The 23,792-nt window shown below is 66.1% G+C and carries 23 protein-coding genes and 1 tRNA gene; 12 read left to right on the top strand and 12 right to left on the bottom strand.

The window, feature by feature from the left end; translation table 11 throughout:
* Positions 1 to 20 precede the first annotated feature (20 nt).
* Together ABIC17_RS00630 and ABIC17_RS00625 are read right to left on the bottom strand one after the other, a co-directional pair.
* A complete protein-coding gene (locus tag ABIC17_RS00630) occupies positions 21 to 506 on the bottom strand; it encodes a metallophosphoesterase family protein (RefSeq protein WP_354278734.1) in 486 nt (161 codons plus the stop codon).
* A complete protein-coding gene (locus tag ABIC17_RS00625; protein ID WP_354278733.1) occupies positions 503 to 1,579 on the bottom strand; it encodes an SPL family radical SAM protein in 1,077 nt (358 codons plus the stop codon). The genes ABIC17_RS00630 and ABIC17_RS00625 overlap by 4 nt, the downstream gene beginning before the upstream one ends.
* A gap of 171 nt (positions 1,580 to 1,750) precedes the next feature.
* On the opposite strand from ABIC17_RS00625, the gene ABIC17_RS00620 reads away from it, so the two are divergent.
* Positions 1,751 to 2,530, top strand: a complete 780-nt coding sequence (locus tag ABIC17_RS00620) for a class I SAM-dependent methyltransferase (RefSeq protein ID WP_354278732.1) — start codon at positions 1,751 to 1,753, stop codon at positions 2,528 to 2,530.
* 27 nt (positions 2,531 to 2,557) lie between these two features.
* Here ABIC17_RS00620 and ABIC17_RS00615 read toward each other — a convergent pair whose 3' ends face one another.
* Together ABIC17_RS00615 and ABIC17_RS00610 are read right to left on the bottom strand one after the other, a co-directional pair.
* The gene (locus ABIC17_RS00615) at positions 2,558 to 3,205 is read right to left on the bottom strand and encodes a DsbA family protein (protein WP_354278731.1); all 648 of its coding nucleotides are present in this window, start codon (positions 3,203 to 3,205) and stop codon (positions 2,558 to 2,560) included.
* A gap of 143 nt (positions 3,206 to 3,348) precedes the next feature.
* Positions 3,349 to 3,423: transfer RNA gene (locus ABIC17_RS00610), tRNA-Gly, on the bottom strand.
* Positions 3,424 to 3,602: 179 nt separating this feature from the next.
* Between ABIC17_RS00610 and ABIC17_RS00605 the strand changes: the two genes are divergently transcribed.
* Entirely contained in the window at positions 3,603 to 4,499 is an 897-nt protein-coding gene (locus ABIC17_RS00605; RefSeq protein WP_354278730.1) for a tetratricopeptide repeat protein, read from the top strand.
* Positions 4,496 to 5,122, top strand: a complete 627-nt coding sequence (locus tag ABIC17_RS00600) for an LON peptidase substrate-binding domain-containing protein (RefSeq protein WP_354278729.1) — start codon at positions 4,496 to 4,498, stop codon at positions 5,120 to 5,122. The genes ABIC17_RS00605 and ABIC17_RS00600 overlap by 4 nt, the downstream gene beginning before the upstream one ends.
* Positions 5,123 to 5,267: 145 nt before the next feature.
* On the opposite strand, the gene ABIC17_RS00595 is transcribed toward ABIC17_RS00600, so the two are convergent.
* The gene (locus tag ABIC17_RS00595; protein WP_354278728.1) at positions 5,268 to 6,485 is read right to left on the bottom strand and encodes a UbiH/UbiF/VisC/COQ6 family ubiquinone biosynthesis hydroxylase; all 1,218 of its coding nucleotides are present in this window, start codon (positions 6,483 to 6,485) and stop codon (positions 5,268 to 5,270) included.
* Between the two features lie 113 nt (positions 6,486 to 6,598).
* On the opposite strand from ABIC17_RS00595, the gene ABIC17_RS00590 reads away from it, so the two are divergent.
* From ABIC17_RS00590 to ribA, 4 genes are all read left to right on the top strand, one after another.
* Positions 6,599 to 8,932 (top strand): DNA translocase FtsK, encoded by a 2,334-nt coding sequence (locus ABIC17_RS00590; RefSeq protein WP_354278727.1) that lies wholly within the window; start codon positions 6,599 to 6,601, stop codon positions 8,930 to 8,932.
* Between the two features lie 271 nt (positions 8,933 to 9,203).
* Entirely contained in the window at positions 9,204 to 9,767 is a 564-nt protein-coding gene (locus ABIC17_RS00585; RefSeq protein ID WP_354279400.1) for a LolA family protein, read from the top strand.
* A 212-nt stretch (positions 9,768 to 9,979) separates the two neighbouring features.
* Positions 9,980 to 10,771, top strand: a complete 792-nt coding sequence (locus tag ABIC17_RS00580) for an exodeoxyribonuclease III (protein ID WP_354278726.1) — start codon at positions 9,980 to 9,982, stop codon at positions 10,769 to 10,771.
* Positions 10,768 to 11,841 (top strand): GTP cyclohydrolase II, encoded by a 1,074-nt coding sequence (ribA, locus tag ABIC17_RS00575; RefSeq protein WP_354278725.1) that lies wholly within the window; start codon positions 10,768 to 10,770, stop codon positions 11,839 to 11,841. The genes ABIC17_RS00580 and ribA overlap by 4 nt, the downstream gene beginning before the upstream one ends.
* A 111-nt stretch (positions 11,842 to 11,952) precedes the next feature.
* Here ribA and ABIC17_RS00570 read toward each other — a convergent pair whose 3' ends face one another.
* Positions 11,953 to 12,615 (bottom strand): HAD family hydrolase, encoded by a 663-nt coding sequence (locus ABIC17_RS00570; protein ID WP_354278724.1) that lies wholly within the window; start codon positions 12,613 to 12,615, stop codon positions 11,953 to 11,955.
* A 19-nt stretch (positions 12,616 to 12,634) separates the two neighbouring features.
* A complete protein-coding gene (locus tag ABIC17_RS00565) occupies positions 12,635 to 13,303 on the bottom strand; it encodes a YggS family pyridoxal phosphate-dependent enzyme (RefSeq protein WP_354278723.1) in 669 nt (222 codons plus the stop codon).
* Positions 13,304 to 13,325: 22 nt separating this feature from the next.
* On the opposite strand from ABIC17_RS00565, the gene ABIC17_RS00560 reads away from it, so the two are divergent.
* Positions 13,326 to 13,835, top strand: a complete 510-nt coding sequence (locus ABIC17_RS00560; RefSeq protein WP_354278722.1) for a thiamine phosphate synthase — start codon at positions 13,326 to 13,328, stop codon at positions 13,833 to 13,835.
* A gap of 123 nt (positions 13,836 to 13,958) precedes the next feature.
* On the opposite strand, the gene ABIC17_RS00555 is transcribed toward ABIC17_RS00560, so the two are convergent.
* On the bottom strand, positions 13,959 to 14,669 hold the full coding sequence (locus tag ABIC17_RS00555; protein WP_354279398.1) for a hypothetical protein: 711 nt from the start codon (positions 14,667 to 14,669) through the stop codon (positions 13,959 to 13,961).
* Positions 14,670 to 14,947: 278 nt separating this feature from the next.
* Between ABIC17_RS00555 and ABIC17_RS00550 the strand changes: the two genes are divergently transcribed.
* From ABIC17_RS00550 to holA, 4 genes are read left to right on the top strand one after another with little or no spacing between them, the layout of a single operon-like run.
* Positions 14,948 to 15,397, top strand: coding sequence for a DUF3576 domain-containing protein (locus ABIC17_RS00550; RefSeq protein WP_354278721.1), 450 nt, complete (start codon positions 14,948 to 14,950; stop codon positions 15,395 to 15,397).
* Between the two features lie 13 nt (positions 15,398 to 15,410).
* The gene (gene leuS, locus ABIC17_RS00545) at positions 15,411 to 18,056 is read left to right on the top strand and encodes a leucine--tRNA ligase (RefSeq protein ID WP_354278720.1); all 2,646 of its coding nucleotides are present in this window, start codon (positions 15,411 to 15,413) and stop codon (positions 18,054 to 18,056) included.
* Positions 18,053 to 18,565, top strand: a complete 513-nt coding sequence (lptE, locus tag ABIC17_RS00540) for an LPS assembly lipoprotein LptE (protein ID WP_354278719.1) — start codon at positions 18,053 to 18,055, stop codon at positions 18,563 to 18,565. The genes leuS and lptE overlap by 4 nt, the downstream gene beginning before the upstream one ends.
* A gap of 21 nt (positions 18,566 to 18,586) precedes the next feature.
* On the top strand, positions 18,587 to 19,603 hold the full coding sequence (gene holA / locus ABIC17_RS00535) for a DNA polymerase III subunit delta (protein WP_354278718.1): 1,017 nt from the start codon (positions 18,587 to 18,589) through the stop codon (positions 19,601 to 19,603).
* A 7-nt stretch (positions 19,604 to 19,610) separates the two neighbouring features.
* Here the strand turns inward: holA and ABIC17_RS00530 are convergent, their stop codons facing one another.
* The 4 genes from ABIC17_RS00530 to mnmG form a co-directional block, all read right to left on the bottom strand.
* Positions 19,611 to 20,447, bottom strand: coding sequence for a ParB/RepB/Spo0J family partition protein (locus tag ABIC17_RS00530; RefSeq protein ID WP_354278717.1), 837 nt, complete (start codon positions 20,445 to 20,447; stop codon positions 19,611 to 19,613).
* A gap of 68 nt (positions 20,448 to 20,515) precedes the next feature.
* Positions 20,516 to 21,310, bottom strand: a complete 795-nt coding sequence (locus ABIC17_RS00525; RefSeq protein ID WP_354278716.1) for a ParA family protein — start codon at positions 21,308 to 21,310, stop codon at positions 20,516 to 20,518.
* Positions 21,307 to 21,921, bottom strand: a complete 615-nt coding sequence (gene rsmG, locus ABIC17_RS00520) for a 16S rRNA (guanine(527)-N(7))-methyltransferase RsmG (RefSeq protein WP_354278715.1) — start codon at positions 21,919 to 21,921, stop codon at positions 21,307 to 21,309. Before rsmG ends, ABIC17_RS00525 begins: the two co-directional genes overlap by 4 nt.
* Entirely contained in the window at positions 21,918 to 23,762 is a 1,845-nt protein-coding gene (gene mnmG, locus ABIC17_RS00515; protein WP_354278714.1) for a tRNA uridine-5-carboxymethylaminomethyl(34) synthesis enzyme MnmG, read from the bottom strand. The genes rsmG and mnmG overlap by 4 nt, the downstream gene beginning before the upstream one ends.
* Positions 23,763 to 23,792 lie beyond the last annotated feature (30 nt).

Below are 23,792 nucleotides of genomic sequence, written 5' to 3'. Positions count from 1 at the left end.
GTTAGGAACCGTCTCCGCCGTCACGCGCCGAGCAATTGCGCGAGCCGAACCGGCGCGAACCCGTTGGGATCGACCCCGACGTCATATTGCCGCGACATCGGCTTGAGCCGGCCGTGGCTATGGCCGTGGAGGTTGATCGCGCCGCGATGCTGCCCGTTCCACGACCGGAAGGGGTAGTGACACAGGACGAGGTTGCGCTCCTCGACCGTGATCTCCGCATAATCGCCGACGCTTGCCCAGCCCTCCGCGGCAAGGGTTGCATCGGGATCGTTGTTGCCGCGAAGCAGATGCTTGCGCCCGTTCAAGCGCGCCAGCAGATCGGCCACCGCATCCGGACGCCGCGCAACGTCGCCGAGGTGCCATACCGAGTCCTCTGGCCCGACCACCGCGTTCCACCCGGCGATCAACGCCGCATCCATCGTCGCGACATCGGCGAACGGGCGGCGCTGGATGTTGATCGTGCGGTGGTCACCGAAATGCGTGTCGGCGGTGAAGAAGACGCTCATGTCCAGTACAGCACGCGCGCCAACGGCAATGTCCGCGCGATCGTCTCGGTGAACCAGCCACGCAGGCGCTGCATCGTCGCGGTGTCGTACACCTGCTTTTCTGTGCCGAACTTGGTGCGCTTGGTCATCCGGTCGGCGTCGGTCATGTCGAGCGCGGAGCCGGGATACCAGCTGTCGAGCACCGCCTTCGATCCGGTCGTGAAACGGTGCGTGATCAGTTCGATCGTAAGGTCGGGCACATCGCCGAGCAGCGCCGCCGCGTCGTCGATCAGCGTGCCGTACGCCTCCTCCCAACCGTCCGCCGCGATGATCGGCGCGATGGTCAGGCCAACGGGATATCCTGCGTCCGCCATCTGCCGCAGCGCCGCCAGCCGCAACGCGACCGGCGCGGTGCCGCCCTCGAACCGGGCATAGCGTTTTGGATTGATCGACGCGCGCATCCGCGTTCGCCCATTGTGGTCGAGCGCGAGCAGCGGCGCGACATCCGCGAACTTGGAGGTGAAGCGCAACTGCGTATCCGCATCCGACCGGCCGAACCATTCGATCATCCGCGACAGCGACCCGGTGATCGGCTCGATCCCCAGCGGATCGGTGTAACAGGACGCCTCGAACGTAGTGCCCTCATGCACCCGCGTCGCCGAGCGCGAGGTGATCGTGCCCTTGTCCATATAGCTGGGTAGCACGCCGAGGATCTCGTCGAGATTGGCATAAGCGCGCGTAATCGGCGGGCCCTTGAGCGAGCCCGCGAGATAACAATAGCTGCAATGCGCCGGACATCCCGCCGCCAGGTCGACGCGCCAGTCCGCGCTCGGCGCGATCGGTTCTAGCTTGAGCTTCGACGGCGGCGCGACAACGACAGCCAGCGTGGCCTTCGCCTCGGCATAGGCGGCGCGCGGATCCTCGGGCTGGGCCCAGACGACCCGGTCGTTGGGCAGTTCGATCACCGGCACGCCCTGCTCCGCGGCCCGCTGCGCGATCGCGACGCCGTGGTCCCAGGCGCGCGCGGATCGCGTGATGAGGAGGCGCCGGGGGCGCCAGTACGCAGTGTTGCGTTCGGAGGGGAGAGAAGTCACCCGAGCCCAACGCGGCGCACGCCGGTCCGTTCATGCCGTCCGACCCAAAATGATCGCGCACGCCGCCGCTTGCGTCGCACCGAATCGCCCTGCACAACAGCACCAACCAGTCGGTAGCGACGGTTTTTAGGGAGATGTGCCGTGCGTCCGATGTTTGCGATCCTTGGTGCCATGACCGCCACCCTTGCCGTGGCCGGCGTCGCCATCGGCCAGGCACCACGACCAGATCCGGCGCTGACCAAGGCGATTGCCGCCACCACGCGGACTCCGGCGAACGTGGCGCGCGACCGGTATCGGCATCCCGCCGAGACGTTGGCCTTCTTTGGCGTGAAGCCGACCGATACGGTGGTCGAGCTGATTCCCGGCAGCGGCTGGTATACCGAAATCCTCGCGCCTTATCTCGCCACGCGCGGGACCTATTATGCGGCAGGCGGCATGGCGAAGGGCCTCAACGCGGTAAAGACGCTGCAGACGACCAACCCTGCCGTCTACGGCAAGGTCAAGCTTGCCGCCTTCCCCGCAGCAGCTGGCGAGCCGTCCGTCCCCGCGGGCAGCGCCGACGTCGTGCTGACCTTCCGCAACATCCACAACCTCCGCTTCTCGGGCGTCGACCGCACGCAAGCCGCGTTCGCCGAGATGTTCCGGATGCTCAAGCCCGGCGGGACGCTCGGAATCGTCGAGCACCGCCTGCCCGAGGCACGCGACGCCGCGGCGGAGGAGAAGAGCGGCTACATGAAGGTCTCGAGCGTCGTCGGCTTCGCGCGCAAGGCCGGGTTCGAGGTCGCGGGCATGTCCGAGGTCAACGCCAACCCCAAGGATACCGCGGACTATCCCGATGGCGTCTGGACGCTGCCGCCGTCCTACGCGCTGAAAGACGTCGATCGCGCCAAATACGCTGCGATCGGCGAAAGCGACCGGATGACGATCCGGTTCGTCAAACCTAAACGGTAAATAGTGCTGTGACCCCGCGCGGAACCGTCACGGTGCCGCGCGGGCGCGGGCGAACAGCCGGGCGAACCCGCCCGCGTCAAGCGCGCCGAGCTGAAGGATGGGCCCGGCGAGATACCCCGGCGTCCCCGTCAGCCCGACCGACAGCGCCTCGCGGCCGTTGCTGCGCAGCCGTTCGGTAATCGTGTCGCCCTGCACGCGGAGGTCAGACGTCAGCCGCGCCCAGTCGCCGCCTGCCGCGGTAACGACGTCCTCCAGCATCGCATCGTCGATCCCCCGGTCGTCCGTCATCAGCGCGTGGTGAACGGCCGTATAGATCCCCTGCGCCGTACTCGCGAGCGCGACCTGCGCAGCCCGCTCCGATGCAGCGCCGAAGATCGGCCAGTCCTTGGAAATCACCTGTACCGCGCCATCCGCGCGAATCGCGTTTTCCAGCGCGGGAAACGCCTGCCGGCAGGCAGGGCAACGATAGTCGCTGAACACCGCGAGCCGCAGCGTGGCATCGCGCGGGCCGGATCGCGGCGAATCGGTCCCGTCGAGGATTGCGGCAACGGTATCGGAACGACCGATGTCCCGCCCGACCGGCGTAAGCCAATGCGCCCCCCGCCCGACCACGAACCCGCCGAGCAGGACCGCGACGAGCTGCCACGCCTGTCGACGGGTGAATCGCGGCGTCATGACGACAGTCGCCGGGCTGTGTGAAAAGTGCGTGGTGGCGAAGAGTGCATCGCATACCCCATCCTGCAACAAACCAGCGCGACAGCACCCGGGCCCTGGGCCGGGTCGGCTTGCGCCGGTATATATAACTACGGATGAGTGACTGGAGCGGGCGAAGGGATTCGAACCCTCGACCCCAACCTTGGCAAGGTTGTGCTCTACCCCTGAGCTACGCCCGCTCTGGCGCCATGTGCCGGACTGTGGAGCCCGGCGGGTAGGGGGCGGCCTCTAACACCGGGTCGGGGGGTCGGCAAGCCTCTTTTCGCACTTTGATGAAAAGGGTTGGCTTGTCGGCCCCCGCCCCCACATAAGACGCAACGATCGAAACGAATTGGAGCATCTCTTGGCGACCCTGGGAATGAGCGCAGCCGAACGCGACGCGGTGGAGGCTTTCCGTCGCGACGTGGTCGAACCGTCGATGACCAAATTGGTGATCATCGATTTCTGGGCGGAGTGGTGCGGGCCGTGCAAGGCGCTGACCCCGGTGCTCGAAAAGGTCGCGGCCGCTTATGCCGACAAGGGCGTGGTGCTCGCCAAGGTCGATACCGACAAGAACCAGTTCATCGCTGCGCAATTCCAGATCAAGTCGATCCCGACCGTCTATGCGATGTTCCAGGGTCAGCTCGTCGCCGACCTGACCCCGGCGCGAACAGAATCGGCGTTGAAGACGATGCTCGATCAATTGCTCAAGCAATTGCCGATCGAGAGCGACGCCACGCAAGGCGAGGCCGAGATCGAGCCGCTGATCGCCTTGGGCGAGGAAGCGCTCGCCGAGGGCGATGCCGATCGCGCCGCCGGGATCTTCCGCCAGATCGCCGAGGTCGCGCCGGATCACCCCGCGGTCAACGCAGGCTTCGTCCGCGCGCTGGTGGCCGCAGGCGAGCTCGAGGCGGCGCAGGAGCACCTCGCCGCGATGCCTGAGGACGCCGCCAAGCACCCCGAGATCGAACGCGCACGCGCCGCGCTGGCGCTGGCGCAGGATGCGACGCCGGTCGATGACCTTGCCGGGCTCGCGGCCGAGGTCGCCGCCAATCCGGGCGATTTCGACAAACGATTCGCACTCGCCAACGGCCAGATGGCGGCGGGCGACCGTGATGCTGCCGCCACGACGCTACTTGCGATGATCGCCGAGGATCGCGCCTGGAACGAGGGGGCGGCGCGCGCGCAGTTGCTCAAGCTGTTCGAGGTCGTCGGGCTCGAGGACCCGTGGGTGTCGGCGCAACGCCGCAAGCTTTCCGCGATCCTGTTCGGATGACGATCACCCGCCTCTCGATCTTCCCGCTCCCGGGCGCGTTGCTGTTCCCGGGGATGCATCTGCCGCTCCACATCTTCGAGCCGCGCTATCGGGCGATGATTTCGGACGCGATGGCGCGCGACCGGCGGATCGGGATGGTGCAGCCGCGCCCCAACGTGCCCGCGCGGCCCGACAAGCCGCCGCTGTTCGACATTGGGTGCGTGGGCAAGATTGCCGAGGTCGAGGCGAGCGAGGACGGGCGGTACAATCTCATCCTCGAGGGGCTTTCGCTGTTCCGCATCGTGCGCGAACTCGAGGTGACGACCGCGTTCCGCCAGGTCGAGGCAGAACTGATCCCCTCCCCCGAATCGCCCGAGGTGCTGTCGCTGTCGCGGCGTGCCGCGCTGGAAAGCGAATCACGCGCGTTCGCCGATTCGCAGGGCTATGCGGTCGATTGGGATGCGGTGACGCGGCTCGACGACGAGGCTTTGGTCAACGGCATCGCGCAGATCGCGCCGTTCGACGTCGCGGCGAAACAGGCGCTGCTCGAGGCCGAGCGGATCGAGGAGCGCGCCGAACTGATCATCCAGCTGATGCAATTCTTCGGGCGCCACGACGGCGAGGATTCGGTGACGCTGCAATAGCAGCGTTGTCGCCGCTTATAGCTGACACCTCCCACCACCGTTCGGGCTGAGCGCAGTCGAAGCCCCATACGAAGCGCTGGCCCTTCGACTTCGCTCAGGGCGAACGGAAGGTAGGGCAAGGAGATGGGGTCAGATACAGCCCCCCTTAAACCATCATCCCCTGCAGCAGCTTCGGCACATCCCCGCTCTCACCGCGCGCTTCCGCGATGAAACGGCGCTTGAGCGGCGGCATCTTCTGCACCGCGGCCAGCCCGAAGCGGCGCACCGCATTGGCGGTCTTGCCCTTTACGCCGAACAGCCGCGTCAGCCCGTCGGTCGCCACCGAGACCATCAACGTGTCGAGGCTCCGCCACCGGTCATAGCGCGCGAGCAACGCCGGATCGCCGAGGTCGAGCCCGGTGCGCTTGCCTTCGACCAGCACCTCGACCAGCGTCGCCACGTCGCGAAAGCCGACATTGACGCCCTGCCCCGCGATCGGGTGGATCCCGTGCGCCGCATCGCCCACCAGCGCGAGCCGGTCCGACACGATCTTGCCCGCATGATGGAACCCGAGCGGATAGCTCGACCGCGCGCCTAGAGGCCCGAGTTTGCCCAGGAAACCACCGATTCGCTTGTCCGCCTCCGCGAGCCAGCCGCGATCCGACAGCTTCATCATTCCCGGTGCCTGGTCGCGCGTCACCGACCAGACGATACACGAGCGATGCCCCTGCTCGTCGTCGTTGAGCGGCAGGATCGCGAACGGGCCGTCGGGATAGAAGATCTCGAACGCGATGTTTTCGTGGGAATGTTCGTGATGCAGCGACGTGACGATCGCAGCGTTGTCGTACGTCCAGCGCGCGACATTGAGCCCGGCCGCCTCGCGCGTCGGCGAATTGCGCCCTTCCGCCGCGATCAGCAGCGGTGCGCGAATCACCGCGCCCGAATCGAGCGTCACGGTGACGCCCGAGGCTGCGCGATCGACCGACACCGCGCGTGTCTTCATCCGCACGTCGACGTTCTTCGCCGCCGATGCCGCCTCGAACAAAGCGGCGCGCAGGCGGCGGTTCTCGACCATATGGCCAAGCGCTTCCTCGTCCGAATCGGGTTGGAAATCGAGCGCACCGGGCTCCAGCCCGTCGCTCACCCGGATCCCCTTGATTGGACACGCGATTGCCGCGAGCTTTTCCGCCACGCCGATTGCGCCGAGCATCCGCCACGGTGCCCCCGCGATCGCCGAGGCGCGCCCGTCGAACCCTGCCGCGAGAATGACTTCGGGGTCCGCGATATCGATGACGATCGCCGACATGTTGTGCGCATCGAGCGCCACTGCGAGCGCACTGCCGACGAGTCCGCCGCCGAGAATGATGACGTCTGCTGTATCCATGCCCCGTCTGTAAGCCTCTCATACGACGCTGCCAATCGCGGAAAACTTGACGCGACCGCGTGAGAAGGCGATGATTCCGCGGGCACAGACAGCGAACATCGGGAAGACATTTCATGGCGAGCCAAGCGCAGCCACCGCTCTGGCGTGAGACGGTCAAGGCAGGCGCCGTGCGCAGCGGCGCGCTGCTCGGCGCGTTCACGCTGCTTACGCTCGTCGTGCTGATGGTGATCGTCGTCGCGAGCTATCATGCGAGCGATCCGTCGCTCAACACCGCCTCGGCGGGACCTGCGCACAACTGGCTCGGGCGTCCCGGCGCACTTGTTGCCGACGCGGCCTTCTGGATTTTCGGGCCTGCGGTCGTCCTGCTGCTGCCGACTATCCTGTTGATCGCGCTCAGACTTTGGCGCGACGTGCCGGTCGGGCGCTGGCGGCGGATGCTGCTGACGTCGGTGGGCGGCACATTGCTGGCGGGGACGACCTTCGCGCTGGTGTCGGGTGCGGCGGTCGCCTGGTTGCCCGCAGGGTATGGCGGCGTGTTCGGGCTCGCGCTGTCCAATCTGGTACGACTCGCGATCGGTCTGCTCGGCGATCCGGTCGCGATCCGGTGGACGACGCGCGGAATCGCGACGGCGTTCGGGATCGCCGCGCTGGTGTTGTGGGCGTATAGTTTCACGATCGACATGGCCGAGCGGACGCTCCGCATCCCACGGATCGCCAAACGGCTGGGCGAAACGCGCCGGAATCGAGCAGAAACCAACGTGTTTGACGACGATTTTGTGCAGGAATCGGTCGATGATGACGCCAAACCGACCCGGAAAGTGTCGATGCCGCGCGCCATTGCCGCGCCCGATCCACGCCCCGGCCCGGTGATCTCGGATCGGCAGGTCGCGCAGTCACCGCCACGCCCGCGGACGCAACAGACCTCGCTCGATCTCGGCGACAATACGCAGCTTCCCCCCCTCGACCTGTTGATCCCGACGCCGCCGGCACCCGGCGGGCAGATCGACAAGGCCGCGCTCGAACGCAATGCGCGGTTGCTCGAGACCGTTCTCGACGATTTCCACGTCAAGGGCTCGATCATCAACGTGCGGCCCGGCCCGGTCGTCACGATGTACGAACTCGAACCCGCAAGCGGGATCAAGGCGAGCCGCGTGATCCAGCTCGCCGACGATATCGCGCGCAACATGTCCGCGGTGTCGGCACGCGTCGCAACGATCCCCGGGCGCACCGTGATCGGGATCGAGCTCCCCAACGTGCGGCGCGAGATGGTGGGGCTGCACGAGCTGATCGGGTCGCAGACGTTCGAGGATCAGTCCGCGTCGCTGCCGCTGGTGCTGGGCAAGAATATCGCGGGCGATCCGGTGATCGCGGATCTTGCGCCGATGCCGCATCTGCTCGTCGCGGGCACCACCGGCTCGGGCAAGTCGGTCGGGCTCAACTGCATGATCCTGTCGCTGCTGTACCGGTTGAAGCCCGATCAGTGCAAAATGATCATGATCGATCCCAAGATGCTCGAACTGAGCATGTACGACGACATTCCGCATTTGCTCTCCCCGGTCGTGACCGATCCCGCCAAGGCGGTCCGCGCGCTCAAATGGGCTGTCGAGCAGATGGAGGATCGCTATCGCCAGATGTCGTCGATGGGGGTGCGCAGTCTCGCCAGCTTCAACGAGAAGGTGAAGACCGCCAAGGCCAAGGGCCAGCCGCTCGGGCGCAAGGTGCAGTGCGGTTATTCCGAGACCGGACAGCCGATCTACGAGGAGGAAACGCTCGATTATCAGGTGTTGCCGCAGATCGTCGTGATCGTCGACGAGTTGGCCGACCTGATGATGACCGCGGGCAAGGAAGTCGAATTCCTGATCCAGCGTCTGGCGCAAAAGGCGCGCGCAGCGGGGATTCATCTGATCATGGCGACGCAGCGCCCGTCGGTCGACGTCATCACCGGCGTGATCAAGGCGAACCTGCCGACGCGAATCAGCTTCCACGTCACGTCGAAGATCGATTCGCGCACCATCCTCGGCGAACAGGGCGCGGAGCAGCTGCTCGGCAAGGGCGACATGCTTTACATGCCCGGCGGCAAGGGAATAGTCCGCGTCCACGGCCCGTTCGTGTCGGACGACGAAGTCCGCGCGGTCGCGGATCACTGGCGCGCGCAAGGGCAGCCCGACTACATCCAGTCGGTCACCGAGGAGCCCGAGGAGAGCTTCGCGCTCGACGGTGCGCCGACCGGCGAGGACAGCAAGGAAGACCAGCAATATCGCGCCGCGGTGCAGCTTGTGTGCGAAAGCCAGAAGGCGTCGACGTCGTGGGTCCAGCGGCAGTTGCGCGTGGGGTATAACAACGCCGCACGGCTGATCGAGCGGATGGAGAAGGACGGCGTGGTCAGCCGGCCCGATCATGTTGGGCGGCGCGAAGTGCTGCGCGACCGGGATGGGCATCCGGTCTGAGAGTCCGACGGTTCACGGCGCGTTAAAGCCGATGCTGGCTTTAGAAGAAGACCGTTTAACAAGCGTCCGCTTCCCCGGCGAAGGCCGGGGCCCAGGAGCGCGCGGATAGAAGCGGGTGCTGCGCGCGTTACCTTGGCCTGTCCTGCTGGGCCCCGGCCTTCGCCGGGGAAGCACAGCCGTTAAAACCGGGGAGCCCCTTGCCCCCGTGTCAGGAGAATCCTTAGTGTCGTTTCGTTATTCGCTTCTAGTCCCCTTTCTCGCCGCCCCAGCGATGGCGATGGCCGCGCCGTCCGCCGACCTGACGCTGGTGCAGAAGCACCTCCAGGCGGTCAAATCGATGACCGCCGACTTCGCGCAGACCGATCGCTCGGGGAAGGTGCTGACGGGCACGTTGACGCTCAAACAGCCCGGCAAGATCCGCTTCCAATATCAAAAGGGCGTGCCGATCCTGATCGTTGCGGACGGCAAGTCGCTGTGGTTCCTGGATTACTCCGTCGGGCAGAAGCAGCGCTGGCCGATCGGCGGATCGCCGCTCGGCATCCTGCTCGATCCGTCGCGCGACATGAGCAACATCGCGACCGTCGTTCCGACCGGCAATCCCGAGCTCGTCTCGGTCGATGCCGCCGACCCCAAGCACCCTGAATACGGCCGGATCAACCTCGTCTTCAAACGCAATGCCGCCGCCCCCAACGGGCTGATGCTGCAGGGTTGGGTCACGCTCGATTCGCAGAACAACCGGACGACGGTCAAACTCTCGAACCAGCAATTCAACGCTCCCGTCGCGGACAATGCGTTCAAGTGGAACGATCCCGTTCGCGCGACCGGAAAAAAGTGATGCCATTCATATTGGCGACAGGTTTGGAAGCCTAAAGCGACCTTGCGGATGTGGGGTGAGCCGGGATTTTTCCCCCTGTTGCCCGGACGCACCACTTCCCGCCTGCGTGACGAACGCTAGGTCGGCCCTCGCTCCATGCCCCCGGAGCGGGGGCCTTTCTGTATGCGCGTCACCGACTGGCGCTGTCGGAACCGCGCGGCTACACACTCCGAATGACGACCCTGAAGATCGTTTCGTGGAATATCAATTCGGTGCGGTTCCGCATCGAGATCGTCGAGCGTTTCCTGCGCGAGGCCGACCCCGACATCCTGTGCCTGCAGGAAACCAAGGTGATCGACCGCGACTTCCCGCTCGCCGCGTTTCGCGCGCTGGGGTACAAATACATCGTGCTCCACGGCCAGCGGATGCATCACGGCGTCGCGATCCTGTCGCGCGTCCCGCTCGCGGAAGACGACCGGTTCGACTGGCAGGCGAACATGGAAGCGCGACATGTCGGCGTCCGGCTCGACAACGGCGTGCGGATCGAGAATGTCTACGTCCCCGCAGGCGGCGACGTTCCCGATCGCGAGGTGAACCCCAAGTTCGGGCAGAAGCTCGATTTTCTCGATCGGATGATCGACTGGTCGGCCGGGCTCGACGTGCCCACGCTGCTCGTCGGCGATTTCAACATCGCGCCGCTGCCTTCCGACGTCTGGGGGCACAAGCAGTTGCTCGGCGTCGTCAGCCACACCCCGGTCGAAGTCGACACGCTCGACCGGCTCAAGGCATCGAACAGCTGGGTCGATCTCGGGCGGCACTTCCACCCCGCCCCCGCGCGGCTGCACACCTGGTGGAGCTATCGTTCCGCCGACTGGACGGTCAACGATCGCGGACGGCGGCTCGACCATATGTGGGCGACCGCGGATGTTGCGGCGAAGGCGGTGCGGCACCATGTCTATGAGGAATGCCGCAGCTGGCTCAAACCCTCCGACCATGTGCCGATCATGACCGAATTCACTCTGTGATCACCACCGCGGGGGACGCGCACAAGACCGCACTGGCGATCGATGCGTTGCGGCGTGGCTGGCCGATCGCGATCGCGGGCGCGGACGGCACGCTCGCACTGCTGCCGATCGAAACCGCGGACCCGGTGCGGCTCGCGGCGTTCGATCCCGCGGGCGTGGCACCCGTGCTGCTCTCCGCGGGACGTGCAGCGACGCTCAAGCTTGCGAACCAGCGCGATGCCGCCGAACCCGATGCGCCGGTGCTGATCGAACGCGCGCCGTGGGTCGATTTCGCGATGGCGACCGCCTTGTCTGATCCGCAATTCGACCTCGATACCCCGTTCAAGGGGCCGTTCCGCGCGATTCCGGTCGCGGCGCTGGAAGCCGCCAGCGCCGCCCTGACGCTCGCGCGCGTGGGCGGCGTGCTCCCGGCCTATTTCGCGATTGCGGACGAGCAGGCGGCGCTCGTGCTGACCCCCGCCGACATCGTCGCGCATGAAGACGCCGCGCGGCTCGCGATCGCGACGCGCGCGCATCTGCCGGTCGCGGATGCCGAGGATGCCGAGATCGTCGCGTTCCGCACCCCCGAAATGCCCGGCGAACATATCGCGCTGCTGATCGGCCAGCCCGATGATCGCGCGCCGCTGGTCCGGCTGCACAGCGAATGCCTGACCGGTGACGTGCTCGGCAGCCTCAAATGCGATTGCGGTCCGCAACTCGACGGCGCGATCCGCGCGATCCGCGACAGCGGCTGGGGAATTCTGCTGTATCTGCGCCAGGAAGGGCGCGGGATCGGGCTGATCAACAAGCTGCGCGCCTATGCGCTGCAGGATCAAGGGTTCGACACGGTGGATGCCAACACCCGGCTCGGCTTTGCGGTCGATTCACGCAATTTCGCGGTGGCGGCGCGGATGCTCGAATTGCTCGGGCAGACGCGCGTGCGGTTGCTGACCAACAACCCGCAGAAGGTCGCGCAGCTCGAGGCGGCGGGGATCGCGGTGTCGGAGCGCGTGCCGCACGTCCTGCCGGCGAACCCGCATAATGAACGCTATCTCGCGACCAAGCGGGATCGGACCGGGCACCAGTTCTAAGAGGTACGCGGTAGGGGCGAGGAACGCCCTCCCCTCGCCTTTCCCATCCGTTCGTTTCGAGCGAAGTCGAGAAACCTGCGCTCGAAACGAACGTTGGGGTGATGGAGCACGCTACCCGAGCAACCGTCGTACTGCGTCGAAGTCCCCAGCGATGTCGTGCACCCCGATCTCCCGCAGCCTGTCCGCATGATCGGGCCCGCAATGCGATCCGCCGACAAACCCGATGACATGCGCGCCCGAGGCCACCGCCCCCGTTGCGCCAACAGGCGAATCCTCGAGGATCGCGCAGCGCGTGATATCGACGCCGATCGCGCGCGCAGCGTGAAGATACAGGTCAGGCGCGGGCTTGCCGTGCGTCACATGCTCCTTGCCCGAATAGATGTGGTCGCCGAACGCTCCCTCCAGCCCGATATGCGCGAGATGCCGCCGGATCCACGCGGTCGAACTCGACGAGGCGATCGCCTTGGGCAGATCCGCGGGCAGCGCCTCGATGAAGCGCACCGCGCCTTCGACCGCGCCGACGCCCTCGCGCATCGCACGATCGTCCTCGATCGCGCGGTGCGCATAAAAATCCTCGGGCAGTGGCCGCTCAATCCATTGTTCGAGCGCGCTGATGAACTGCGGCCCCGACAGCCCCATGAAATTGGCATAGCTGTCCTCGGGCGTCGTCGGATGCCCGATCGCGGTGAGGTAACTCGCGATATGGCGATTTCCGACTTCTTCGCTTTCGATCAGAACACCGTCGAAATCGAAGATCAGGCCATCGAACTTCATGCACGTTCTCCGAGAAATATCATGTTCGTTCTCCGAACAGGGCGGTGCCGACGCGGACATGTGTCGCGCCCAGCATCACCGCGGTTTCATAATCGCCCGACATGCCCATGCTGAGCGCATCGAGCCCGTTGTCGCGCGCGAGCTTTGCCAGCAGCGCGAAATAGGGTGCCGCTTCGGTATTGGCGGGAGGAACCGCCATCAGTCCGGCGACGGGCAGGTCGGCCGCGCGCGCCGCGGTGATCAGATCGGGCAGCGCGGCGATCGCGCACCCGCCCTTCTGGTCTTCGTCGCCGATATTGACCTGGAGGAAGCACGTCGGGCGCCGCCCGAGCTTGTCGATCGCCTTGCCGAGCGCGGTGACCAGCGACACGCGATCGACCGAATGGATCGCGTCGAACAGCGCGACTGCGTCCTCGGCCTTGTTCGATTGCAGCTGCCCGACGAGATGGAGCTCGACGTCGGGATAGGCCTCGCGGAGCGCAGGCCATTTCCCCTGTGCCTCCTGCACGCGGTTTTCCCCGAACGCGCGCTGCCCGGCGTCGAGCAGCGGGGTGATCTCCTCCGCGCTTCGGGTCTTGGAAACCGCGATCAGCGTCACGGATTCGGGCTTGCGGCCCGCCAGGTCGGTGACGTGCGCGATGCTGGCGGTGATGGCGGCAAGACGGGCGGCGGGATGGGCGGTCGACATTGGGCGCGCTATAGGCGGTGTGATGGCCCTTCGTCACCCCGTCCGATCCGGCGATCGCACGCTTCCGTCCCTTTGGCTGATGACCGACGAGCGGATCGGTGCGCGGCTGTGGGATGCGATCGACCGGTTGCCGCGCGGGAGCGGGATCGTGCTTCGGCATCATGCCACCCCCGCGGCGGAACGCATGGTGTTGAAACGGCGGATCGCGCGCCTTGCCCGACGGCACGGACTGCTATTGGTCGACGAAGCCTCCCCCAAGACTGCGCCGATCCGGATCGGCCGCGCGCATTCGGTCCGCGAAGGTCTCGCGGCGCGGCAGGCTGGCGCGGCATTGGTGTTCGTCTCGCCGGTCTATGCCACGCGGACGCATCCTGGGGCGGCCTTCCTGGGGCCGCTGCGCGCTGCGACGATCGCACGTGCCGTCGGTCTGCCTGCCATTGCGTTGGGGGGGATGAATGCCCGACGCTATAGGCGGCTGGCGGGGCTTGGGTTTGTTGGTTGGGCAGCGATCGACGCGCTGACTCCGGAGTGAGCGTTTCTGCGGGCTTGATCGGTCGATAAGCGTACCATCGAACCGGTCACCCCGAGCGGAGCGGGGTATGCGGTCCTACACTCAACAAAGAAGGCATGCCGTTCAGCACACCTCGAACACGCGTCAGAAGCGGAAGGCCGTCCCGATATAGACCGCACGGCTGTCGCGGCGGTCGTCGGTCGGCTGCTGCATCAGGCGGTCACGCTCGCTCTTGTAGCGCACGCCCGCGGTCACATCGAGGCGACGCGTCAGCGAATAGGAACCGGCCACGTCGAGCGAATAGGCCGCTGGATCCTCGACCAGCTTCGGCCCATTGGCGAGCGGGCGATCCGCCATCGCGTTGACGCGACCCGAGAAGCGCTTGCCGGTATAGCTCACGCCGATATCGGCGGCTTCGCGGCTGCCCGGGACGCCCGCGAGATCGACCTTGGCGACATCGCCGGATACCGCGAGCCGCTTCCAGCCGACCGCAACACCCAGATTATACGCGATCGGCGTCAGCGCGACCGTCGATGCCGGGATCGGCGACGCGCGATCCGCGCGTGCGATCACACCACGTGCCGAGCGCGCCTGGACCGCGACCGTCACCGCACGGCTGCCTTCGCGGCGCGTGTCGGACGGGGTGAAGCGGAAACCACTGGTGTCGAGGCCACCGCGCGCGAACATCGCCGCGAGGCGCGGGTCGGCAGACGCCGGCGTGAACGATCCGAGGCCGCGCACCAGCTGGGCACTGTGCTTGGTTACGAGTCGGGGTGCGGGTGCTTCGCTGGCGCCGACTGCCGGAGCCACGGCAATGCCGAGCGCAATCAGCGCTCCCGCGGCAATCCCTGACATCCAACGACCAAGCGACACTTCAGACCCCTTCACGTGTACCTATACGGCACTATCATGTTGCGAAGCGGCTACCATGATTCAATCCGGTAGCGCCACCATTCAGACTCATTTTCCCCCGACAGTGTCGTCAGGGACACACTATGGAACATCTCCACATCCCGCTGAGCAACGACCCCGCACACCGGATCGCGGTACCGAGGTCCTGCTTGCGGCAAGCGCCGGACATTCTATAGATATCGCCCGAACCCCCGACACTCCGATTTGTTCAGGAACCGCCGATGATCCGCCGCCCACGCACTGCGATTATGCTTTCGCTCGCGCTCATCGCCCCGCTCGCACTTGGTGCGTGCGGGCATAAGGGCGGTCGACCGAAGGGCCCGGACCTCGCGGCCTCCAAGGTCACGACGATCGGCGTCAACGCCTATCTGTGGCGCGCGAGCCTCGACACGCTGAGCTTCATGCCGCTGCTCCAGACCGATTCCAACGGTGGCGTGATCGTCACCGACTGGTATATCAACCCCGCCGCGCCGACCGAGCGAGTCAAGGTGACGGTGACGATCCTCGACCAGGATCTGCGCGCCGACGGCCTGCGCGTCGCTTCGCTCCGCCAGGTCAACCAGGGCGGCCAGTGGGTCGCGGCGCCGGTCCAGGCATCGACCGTCCAGAAGCTCGAAGACATCATCCTCACGCGCGCCCGCGATCTGCGCCGCGCTGCCGTAACCCAGTAGGAATACCCAACCGATGGCGTCACGCTTCAATGCGCTGAAGGCTGACGCGGCCTGGCAGAAGGTGTGGGACGACCGCCGCACCTTCGCCGCGCGTGACGACAGTCCCAAGCCGCGTTCTTATGTTCTTGAAATGTTCCCCTATCCGTCGGGGAAGATCCACATGGGGCACGTCCGCAACTACACGATGGGCGACGTGCTCGCGCGGTTCCGCCGGATGCAGGGGATGGAAGTCCTCCATCCGATGGGCTGGGACGCGTTCGGCATGCCCGCCGAGAATGCGGCGATGGAAAAGGGCGTCCATCCGGGCGGCTGGACCCGCGACAATATCGCGACGATGAAGGCGCAGCTGAAGCGTCTGGGCTTTGCGCTCGACTGGACGCGCGAACTGGCGACGTGCGAGCCCGATTATTATGGGCACGAGCAGGCGCTGTTCCTCGAGCTGTTCCGCCATGGCCTCGTCTATCGCAAGGAATCATCGGTCAATTGGGATCCGGTCGACATGACCGTGCTCGCCAACGAACAGGTGATCGACGGGCGCGGCTGGCGCTCGGGCGCTTTGGTCGAGCGGCGCAAGCTGTCGCAGTGGTTCCTCAAGATTACCGATTTCGCGGACGAGCTGCTCGAAGGCTTGGGCGCGCTTGAGCATTGGCCCGACAAGGTCAAGCTGATGCAGGAGAACTGGATCGGGCGTAGCCGTGGGTTGACGTTCCGGTTCACGCTTTCTTCCCCCCTCCCGCTTGCGGGAGAGGTCGGGGGAGGGCCTGTCGAACCCTCGACCACGCCCACAGCCCCTCCCCTAACCCCTCCCGCAAGCGGGAGGGGGATAGATTCCGTCGAGGTCTTCACCACCCGCCCCGACACGATGTTCGGGTCGAGCTTCGTCGCGGTCGCGGCGGATCACCCGATCGCGCAGGCGCTCGCTGAGCGTAGCCCCGAAGCGGCCGAGTTCATCGCCTTGTGCAAGCGCGGCGGCACCACTGCGGCCGAGATGGACACGCAGGAAAAGCTCGGCTTCGACACCGGGCTGACCGCGCAACATCCGTTCGATGCCGATATGCAACTGCCGGTCTACATCGCCAACTTCGTGCTGATGGAATATGGCACCGGCGCGGTGTTCGGCGTTCCCGCGCACGACCAGCGCGATCTCGATTTCGCGCGCAAATATGATCTGCCGGTGCGGCGTGTCGTGTCCGACGGCGACGTCACCGATCCGCTGTTCACCGGGAATACCGCGTATACCGGCCCCGGCACGCTGGTGAATTCGCACTTCCTCGATGGCATGGACATCGAGGACGCCAAGCGCGCGGTCATCACCCGCGCCGAGGATGGCGGCTGGGGCACCGGATCGACCGTGTTCCGCCTGCGCGACTGGGGCGTCAGCCGCCAGCGCTATTGGGGCACGCCGATCCCGATCATCCACTGCGACGCATGCGGTGCGGTGCCGGTCCCCGCGGATCAGCTCCCGGTCGTGCTGCCCGAGGACGTCAGCTTCGACATCCCCGGCAACCCGCTCGACCGGCATCCGACGTGGAAGAACGTGCCCTGCCCGTCCTGCGGCGGTGCGGCGCGGCGCGAGACCGACACGCTCGACACGTTCGTCGATTCCTCCTGGTATTTCATCCGCTTCGCTAGCCAGCCCAAGGACAAGCCGTTCGACCGCGCAGTCGCCGAGCAGTGGCTGCCGGTCGCGCAATATATCGGCGGCGTGGAACATGCGATCCTCCACTTGCTCTATGCCCGCTTCTGGACGCGCGCGCTGCGGCATATCGGGATGCTCGACGTGGCGGAGCCGTTCGCGGGGCTGTTCACGCAAGGCATGGTCACGCACGAAACCTATAGCCGCCAAGTGACAGAGATCGGTACCGACGGCACCGACACGATCACCAAGCCCTTGTGGCTGTCACTCGACGACATCGACAAGCGCGGCGACGGCTATGTCGAACGCGCGACCGGCGAGGCGGTCACGGTCGGTCGCATCGAGAAGATGTCGAAGTCGAAGAAGAACACCGTCGACCCGACCGGCATCGTCGACCAGTACGGCGCAGACGCGACGCGCTGGTTCATGCTCTCGGACTCTCCACCCGAACGCGACTTGCCGTGGAGCGAGAGCGGGATCGAAGGCTCGTGGCGCTTCATCCAGCGTGTCTGGCGGTTGTTCGACGGTGACAAGAGCACGAACGGCGGCACCGACGCACCGCTCGACCGCAAGCTCCACCAGACGATCGCCGGCATCGCGGTCGATATCGAGGCGCTTGCGTTCAACAAGGCGGTCGCCAAGCTGTTCGAGCTGGTCAATGCGATCGAGCGCGCCGCCCCCTCCACGTCGCGCGACACTGCGATCGCGACGCTGATGCGGCTCGTCGCCCCTATGGCGCCGCATATCGCGGAGGAAGCCTGGGCCGCTGCGGGCAACGACGGCCTGATCGCCGACGCCCCCTGGCCCGAGGTCAACCCCGCGTTGCTGGTCGAGGACGAAGTCACGATCGCGGTGCAGATCAACGGCAAGCTGCGCGACACGCTGGTCATGCCCAAGGGCACTGCGCGTGACGTGCTCGAAGCCGCCGCGCTCGCGTCGGACAAGATCGTCCGCGCGCTCGAAGGCAAGACCCCGCGAAAGGTCATCGTTGTGCCCGACCGTCTCGTGAACCTCGTCGCATGATGCGCGCGTTCCCCATCCTTCTGGTGGCCGGCGCGTTCGCCCTCAGCGGCTGTGGCCTGCGTCCGCTTTATTCGGGCGGCAGCACGGGTACGGTCGCGACGACGCTCGCACAGGTCGATGTCGCGTCGATGGAAGGCAAGGCGGGCTGGCTGATGGGCAATGCGCTCCGCGACCGCCTGCACACGAGTCAGGGCGTGACGCCGCGCTACCGGCTCGAGATCAAGCTGGACGACAAGATCATCGGCCTCGGCATTCGGCGCGACGACAGTATCTCGCGCGAACGCCGGACGTTGCGCGCGCGCTATCAGCTCGTCGATCTCAGCAACGGTGCGGTGCTGCTCGACGCCGCGGCACGATCGGACGCAGGCATCGACTCGGTCCGCTCCGAATATGGCACGATCGCCGCCGAAAACACCGCGCTCGAACGCCTTTCGCAGATCGTCGCGGATCAGATCGTCACGCGCGTCGCCACCTATGTCAGCCGTTCGGGCGACCGTGCGGCGCGCTGACGCCGCCCGGGCGCACCCCGCGTGAAGGCCAACCTCAACCAGCTGACCCGCGCAATCGACGCGGTCAGTCCGGACGTCCGGTTGTACGTCCTCTACGGCCCCGACGAAGCAGGCGCGCGCGACGTCGCAAACCGTCTGGCACGCGCGCTCGGGCCCGATGCGGAACGGGTCGATCTCGACCCTGGCCAACTCAAGGCCAACCCCGGCCTGCTCGCCGACGAAGCCGCATCGCTCTCGTTGTTCGGGACCGCACGCCATATCCGTGTCGCAGGCGCAGGCGAGGAGAGCGTCGCCGCCTGCACGCTGCTGCTTGCGGCCGAACGCAGCGGCAATCCGGTGGTCGTCATCGCCCCCAGCGCCAAGGCATCGTCGGGCCTCGTCAAGCTCGCGACCGCCGAACCGCGTGCGATGGTCTGCGCCTTCTATGTCCCGGATGCCGGCGAAGCCGACAAGCTCGCCACCAGCATCGCGCGCGAACAGGGCCTGCGCACCACCGGATCGACCGCCGCGCGCATCGCCGCGGCAGCAGGCGGCGACCGCGCGGTGATGAGCCGCGAGCTTGAGAAGATCGCCTTGTTCCTGGATGCAGCGCCCGAACGCCCGCGCGAACTCGATGATACGACGTTGGATGCGATCGGCGCCGACCTTGGGGACTCCGAAATCTCGCGCGCGATCGAGGCGGCGATCGATGGCGGACCGGACCGGCTCGCGGACGAACTCGCACGGCTTGCGGTTGCGGGCAGCTCGCCGATCCCGCTGCTGCGGCAATTGGTGCGCCGCCTGATGGCCCTGGCCGAACTGCGCGCCGAGATCGATGGCGGTGCGAACGCCAACACGCTGATGGAACGCGTCTTCTTCCGTGAACGGGCGGCCACCACGCGCGCGTTGCGGATCTGGTCCGCGCCCGCGATCAGCGCCGCGATCGACCGCGTTCGCCGCGCCGAACGCGCGACGATGGCACCGCACAATGCGGGCAGCGTCTTAGCGGATAACGCGATCGTCGCGGTCGCGCGCATTGCGGCGCGCCAGAACAGCTAAACCAGCGTCAGAGCCGGTCGCCGGTCAGCCGCTGGCACACCATGTCGAGTTGATCGAGCGTCGAATAGCTCAGCGTCAACGTGCCGCCCTTGGGCCCGTAATTGACCCGGACACCAAGCCCGAGCAGGTCGCCGAGCTGATGTTCCAGCGCGGCGAGATCGGGATCGCGCCCTGCACCGTCCCCGCGGTGTTCGGAATCACGCTGTGCGGGCTTGGACGCGCGCACCAGCTTCTCCGTATCGCGGACCGACAACCCACGATCGACGACCTTGTCCGCGAGCGCCTCGACGTCGGGCGCACCGATCAGCGCGCGCGCGTGGCCCATCGTCAGCTTCCCGTGCAGCACGCGTTCCTGCACCTGCCGTGGCAATTCGAGCAGCCGCAGCAGATTGGCGATATGGCTGCGCGACTTGTGGACCAGCTTGCCGAGCGCATCCTGGGTATGCCCGAAGTCTGCAATCAGCCGCTGATACGCCTCGGCTTCTTCGATCGCGTTGAGGTCCTGCCGCTGGATATTTTCGACCAGCGCGACTTCGAGCGTCTGCGTATCGTCGAAATCACGGACGATCACCGGGACTTCATGGAGCCGCGCGCGCTGTGCAGCGCGCCAGCGGCGTTCGCCTGCGACGATCTGATATCCCGTGCCATGCGGTCGCACGACGATCGGCTGGATCAGCCCGCGCTGCGCGATTGACTGCGCGAGTTCCTCGAGCGCGCTTTCCTCGAAATGGCGACGCGGCTGACCCGGATGCGGGGTCAGCGACCCGACCGGTAAGGACCGGATCCCCGGCGAGGTCCCCGTCTGTGCACCACCGACCGGCTCCTCGCGCGCAAGGTCGCCCATCAGGGCGTTCAGGCCCCTGCCAAGGCCGGAGCGGGGTTTCGGGCGGGAAAGCGGGGTTGGTGCGTCGGTCATGCGGCTCTGGCTGGCTGAGGGGCGATTTGGGTCGGTAGGCGGTCGATCATCTCGCGGGCGAGCGCGATATACGCTTCCGACCCCAGGCACCGATGGTCGTAGATCAATGCCGGAAGCCCATGGCTCGGCGCTTCCGACAGGCGGACGTTGCGGGGGATCACGGTGTCGAACACCACCTTCCCCAGCACCGCGCGCACATCGGTCGCGACCTGTTCGGTTAGCCGGTTGCGACGGTCGTACATCGTCAGCGCGACCCCCATGATCGACAGGCCCGGATTGAACCGCTCGCGGATCCGCTCGACCGTGTTGAGCAACTGGCTGAGCCCTTCGAGCGCGAAGAACTCGCATTGTAGCGGCACCAGCAACGCGTTGCTCGCTACGAGCGCATTGAGCGTCAGCAGACCCAGCGACGGCGGACAATCGATGAGCACTACGTCCCAGCGGTGATCGGATCGCGCCAGCGCACGCGACAGGCGGTGGGTGCGTTCTTCATATTCGACGAGCTCGATTTCCGCCCCGGACAGGTCGACCGTCGCCGGCACGACGTCCAGCAACGGGACGACCGTCGAAACCGCGGCGGCTTCGATCGTCACTTCGCCGAGCAATATGTCGTAGGTCGAATGCAGCCGATCCGCACGACTGATGCCTAGCCCGGTCGAAGCATTTCCCTGCGGATCGAGGTCTAGCAACAGCACCCGCAACCCCGTCGCGGCGAGCGCAGTGCCGAGATTGATCGCTGTCGTGGTCTTGCCCACGCCGCCTTTTTGATTCGCGATCGCAATGACGTTCATCGACGTGTCACCCCTGATGCGAGTACGATCATCGACGCCGGGTCGGTGATGCTATGTTCCACGTGAAACACACCATGCCATGCCTTCTGCGCACTGGCCACCTCTTCCAGCGCGGACTTGCCCTTTGGCAGGATCCACCGTGTGTTTATCGTGGCGGATCGCGCGCACCAGTCGAACAGATTGTCGAGCGAGGCGACCGCGCGCGCAGTGATGACATCGGCGGGAACCGCGACGGCCTCGACGCGGGAGCAATGCACCTGCACCCGCGCCGCGTCGAGGTCGAGTGCCTCGACAAGGTCGGACAGAAAGGTCGCCCGGCGACGGCGCGGTTCAACCAGGCTAATCTGATGCGCGCCGAGGATCGCAAGTACGATCCCCGGAAATCCTGCACCGCTGCCGACGTCCAGCCAGTGCCCGGCGTCGGGCGCATGGATGAGCAACTGCGCTGAATCGACGATATGCCGATCCCAGATGTGATCGACCGTCGATGGCGCGATCAGGTTCTGGCGGAGCGTTTCATTGACGACATGATCGACAAGCAGCGTCAGTCGATCGACCGCCGCATCGCCATGCCGCTCGGCAATCCAGCCCTTTGCTTCGTCTTCGGTCATGCTGCCCTTCGCCGAACATGGAGGAGGATCGCCGTCAGGGCGGCGGGCGTGATGCCGCGAATCCGCCCTGCCCCACCGAGTGTCGCGGGGCGCGCTGCGGTCAGGCGTTCGATCATCTCCGTCGATAGCCCCGCAATCGCGTCGAACGCCAAGTCCGCCGGAAGCAGGATCGTATCGTTCGCGCGCAAGGCGATGACCTCCTGCTCCTGCCGCTCGACATACGGCGCATAGCGCGCGTCCTCGGCTGCCTCGCTTCGCACATCGACCGCGACGGCATCACTCAGTTGCGGCACCACCATGTCTAGCGTGACCCCAGCGACCCGCAACCATTCCGCCCCACTGCGAATTTCGGGGTTGGCTTCGATCGGCGCGCCCCGTTCGCGCAGGACCGCGTTCGACACCTTCTGGTCGAGAACCGCGGCGACGTGAGCGAGCTGCTCTTGCCGTGCCCTCAGACGTGCCTGACGCTTCGGCCCGAGACATCCGAGGCTGTCCGCGATGCCCGACAGGCGCGTTTCGGCATTGTCTGCGCGCAGCCGCAGACGGAATTCTGCGCGCGCGGTGAGCATCCGATACGGCTCGGTAATCCCCTGCAGGACGAGATCGTCGATCATCACCCCCAAGTAGCTCGATGCCCGATCGAGCACCAACGTCTCCCGATCCAGCGCCCGAGCGGCCGCATTGATTCCCGCTACGAGCCCCTGCCCCGCCGCTTCCTCATACCCCGTCGTACCGTTAATTTGCCCGCAACAGAACAGCCCCGGCATGTCGCGTACCTCGAGCGTCGGGGACAGCGCGCGCGGGTCGATATGGTCATATTCGACCGCATAACCGGGCGTGAGGATCGTCGTGTGTTCGAGGCCGGGGATCGTCGCGATCATCGCCTGCTGGATATCGACCGGCAATGAGGTGGAGATGCCGTTCGGGTAAACGATATGGTCGTCCAGGCCTTCCGGTTCGAGAAAGATCTGATGTCCATCGCGGTCGCCGAAGCGGTGGATCTTATCTTCGATCGAGGGGCAATAGCGTGGCCCCTGCCCCGCAATATCTCCGCCGAACAATGGCGAGCGATCGAGCCCGGCGCGAATGGCGTCATGCGTTGCCGGCGTGGTGCGCGTAATCGCGCAATGCACTTGCGGCAGAAAGCGGGATGGCGACGCGGGCGACATCGTCCAGGGATCGGCGTCACTCGGCTGCTGCGCTAACGCTGCCCAGTCGATCGTGCGACCATCAAGCCGGGGTGGCGTCCCCGTCTTGAGACGCGCCATCGGCAGCCGCGCAGCATAAAGTTGCGCTGCCAGTTCTGAGGCGGCTGCTTCGCCGATCCGTCCACCGACACTGCGGTCTTCGCCGCAGAACATTCGTGCGCCGAGGAACGTGCCGGTTGCCAGTACCACCGAGCGTGAACGGAGATGTCGACCGTCCGCCAGCGTCACCCCCGTGACCGTCTGGGTGTCGTCAATGATCAGGGCGACCACCTCGCCGGTCACGATATGCAGGCACGGTTGTCCCGCAAGCATTTCCTGGATAGCCGCGGCGTAGCGTTTGCGATCGGCCTGCACCCGCGGACCTTGCACCGCTGCACCTTTGCTGCGGTTGAGCATGCGATAATGGATGCCCGCGCGATCGGTGGCACGCCCGATCAGCCCGTCGAACGCATCGACTTCTCGCACCAGATGCCCTTTGCCGAGCCCGCCGATCGCAGGATTGCACGACATCGCACCAATCTTGCTCGCATCGAAACTGATCAAGGCAGTTTGCGCACCCCGTCGCGCCGACGCGGCAGCCGCCTCGGTCCCGGCGTGACCGCCGCCGACGACGATAACATCGAACTGTTCCATACCGTCTCGCTAGGTCGCCACGCGCCTGCT

Source organism: Sphingomonas sp. PvP056 (assembly GCF_040549155.1).
In the GTDB taxonomy this organism is placed as follows: Bacteria; Pseudomonadota; Alphaproteobacteria; order Sphingomonadales; family Sphingomonadaceae; genus Sphingomonas.
Note: the sequence above shows the minus strand (reverse complement) of the source record. Positions and strands in the feature narration are given on the sequence as shown.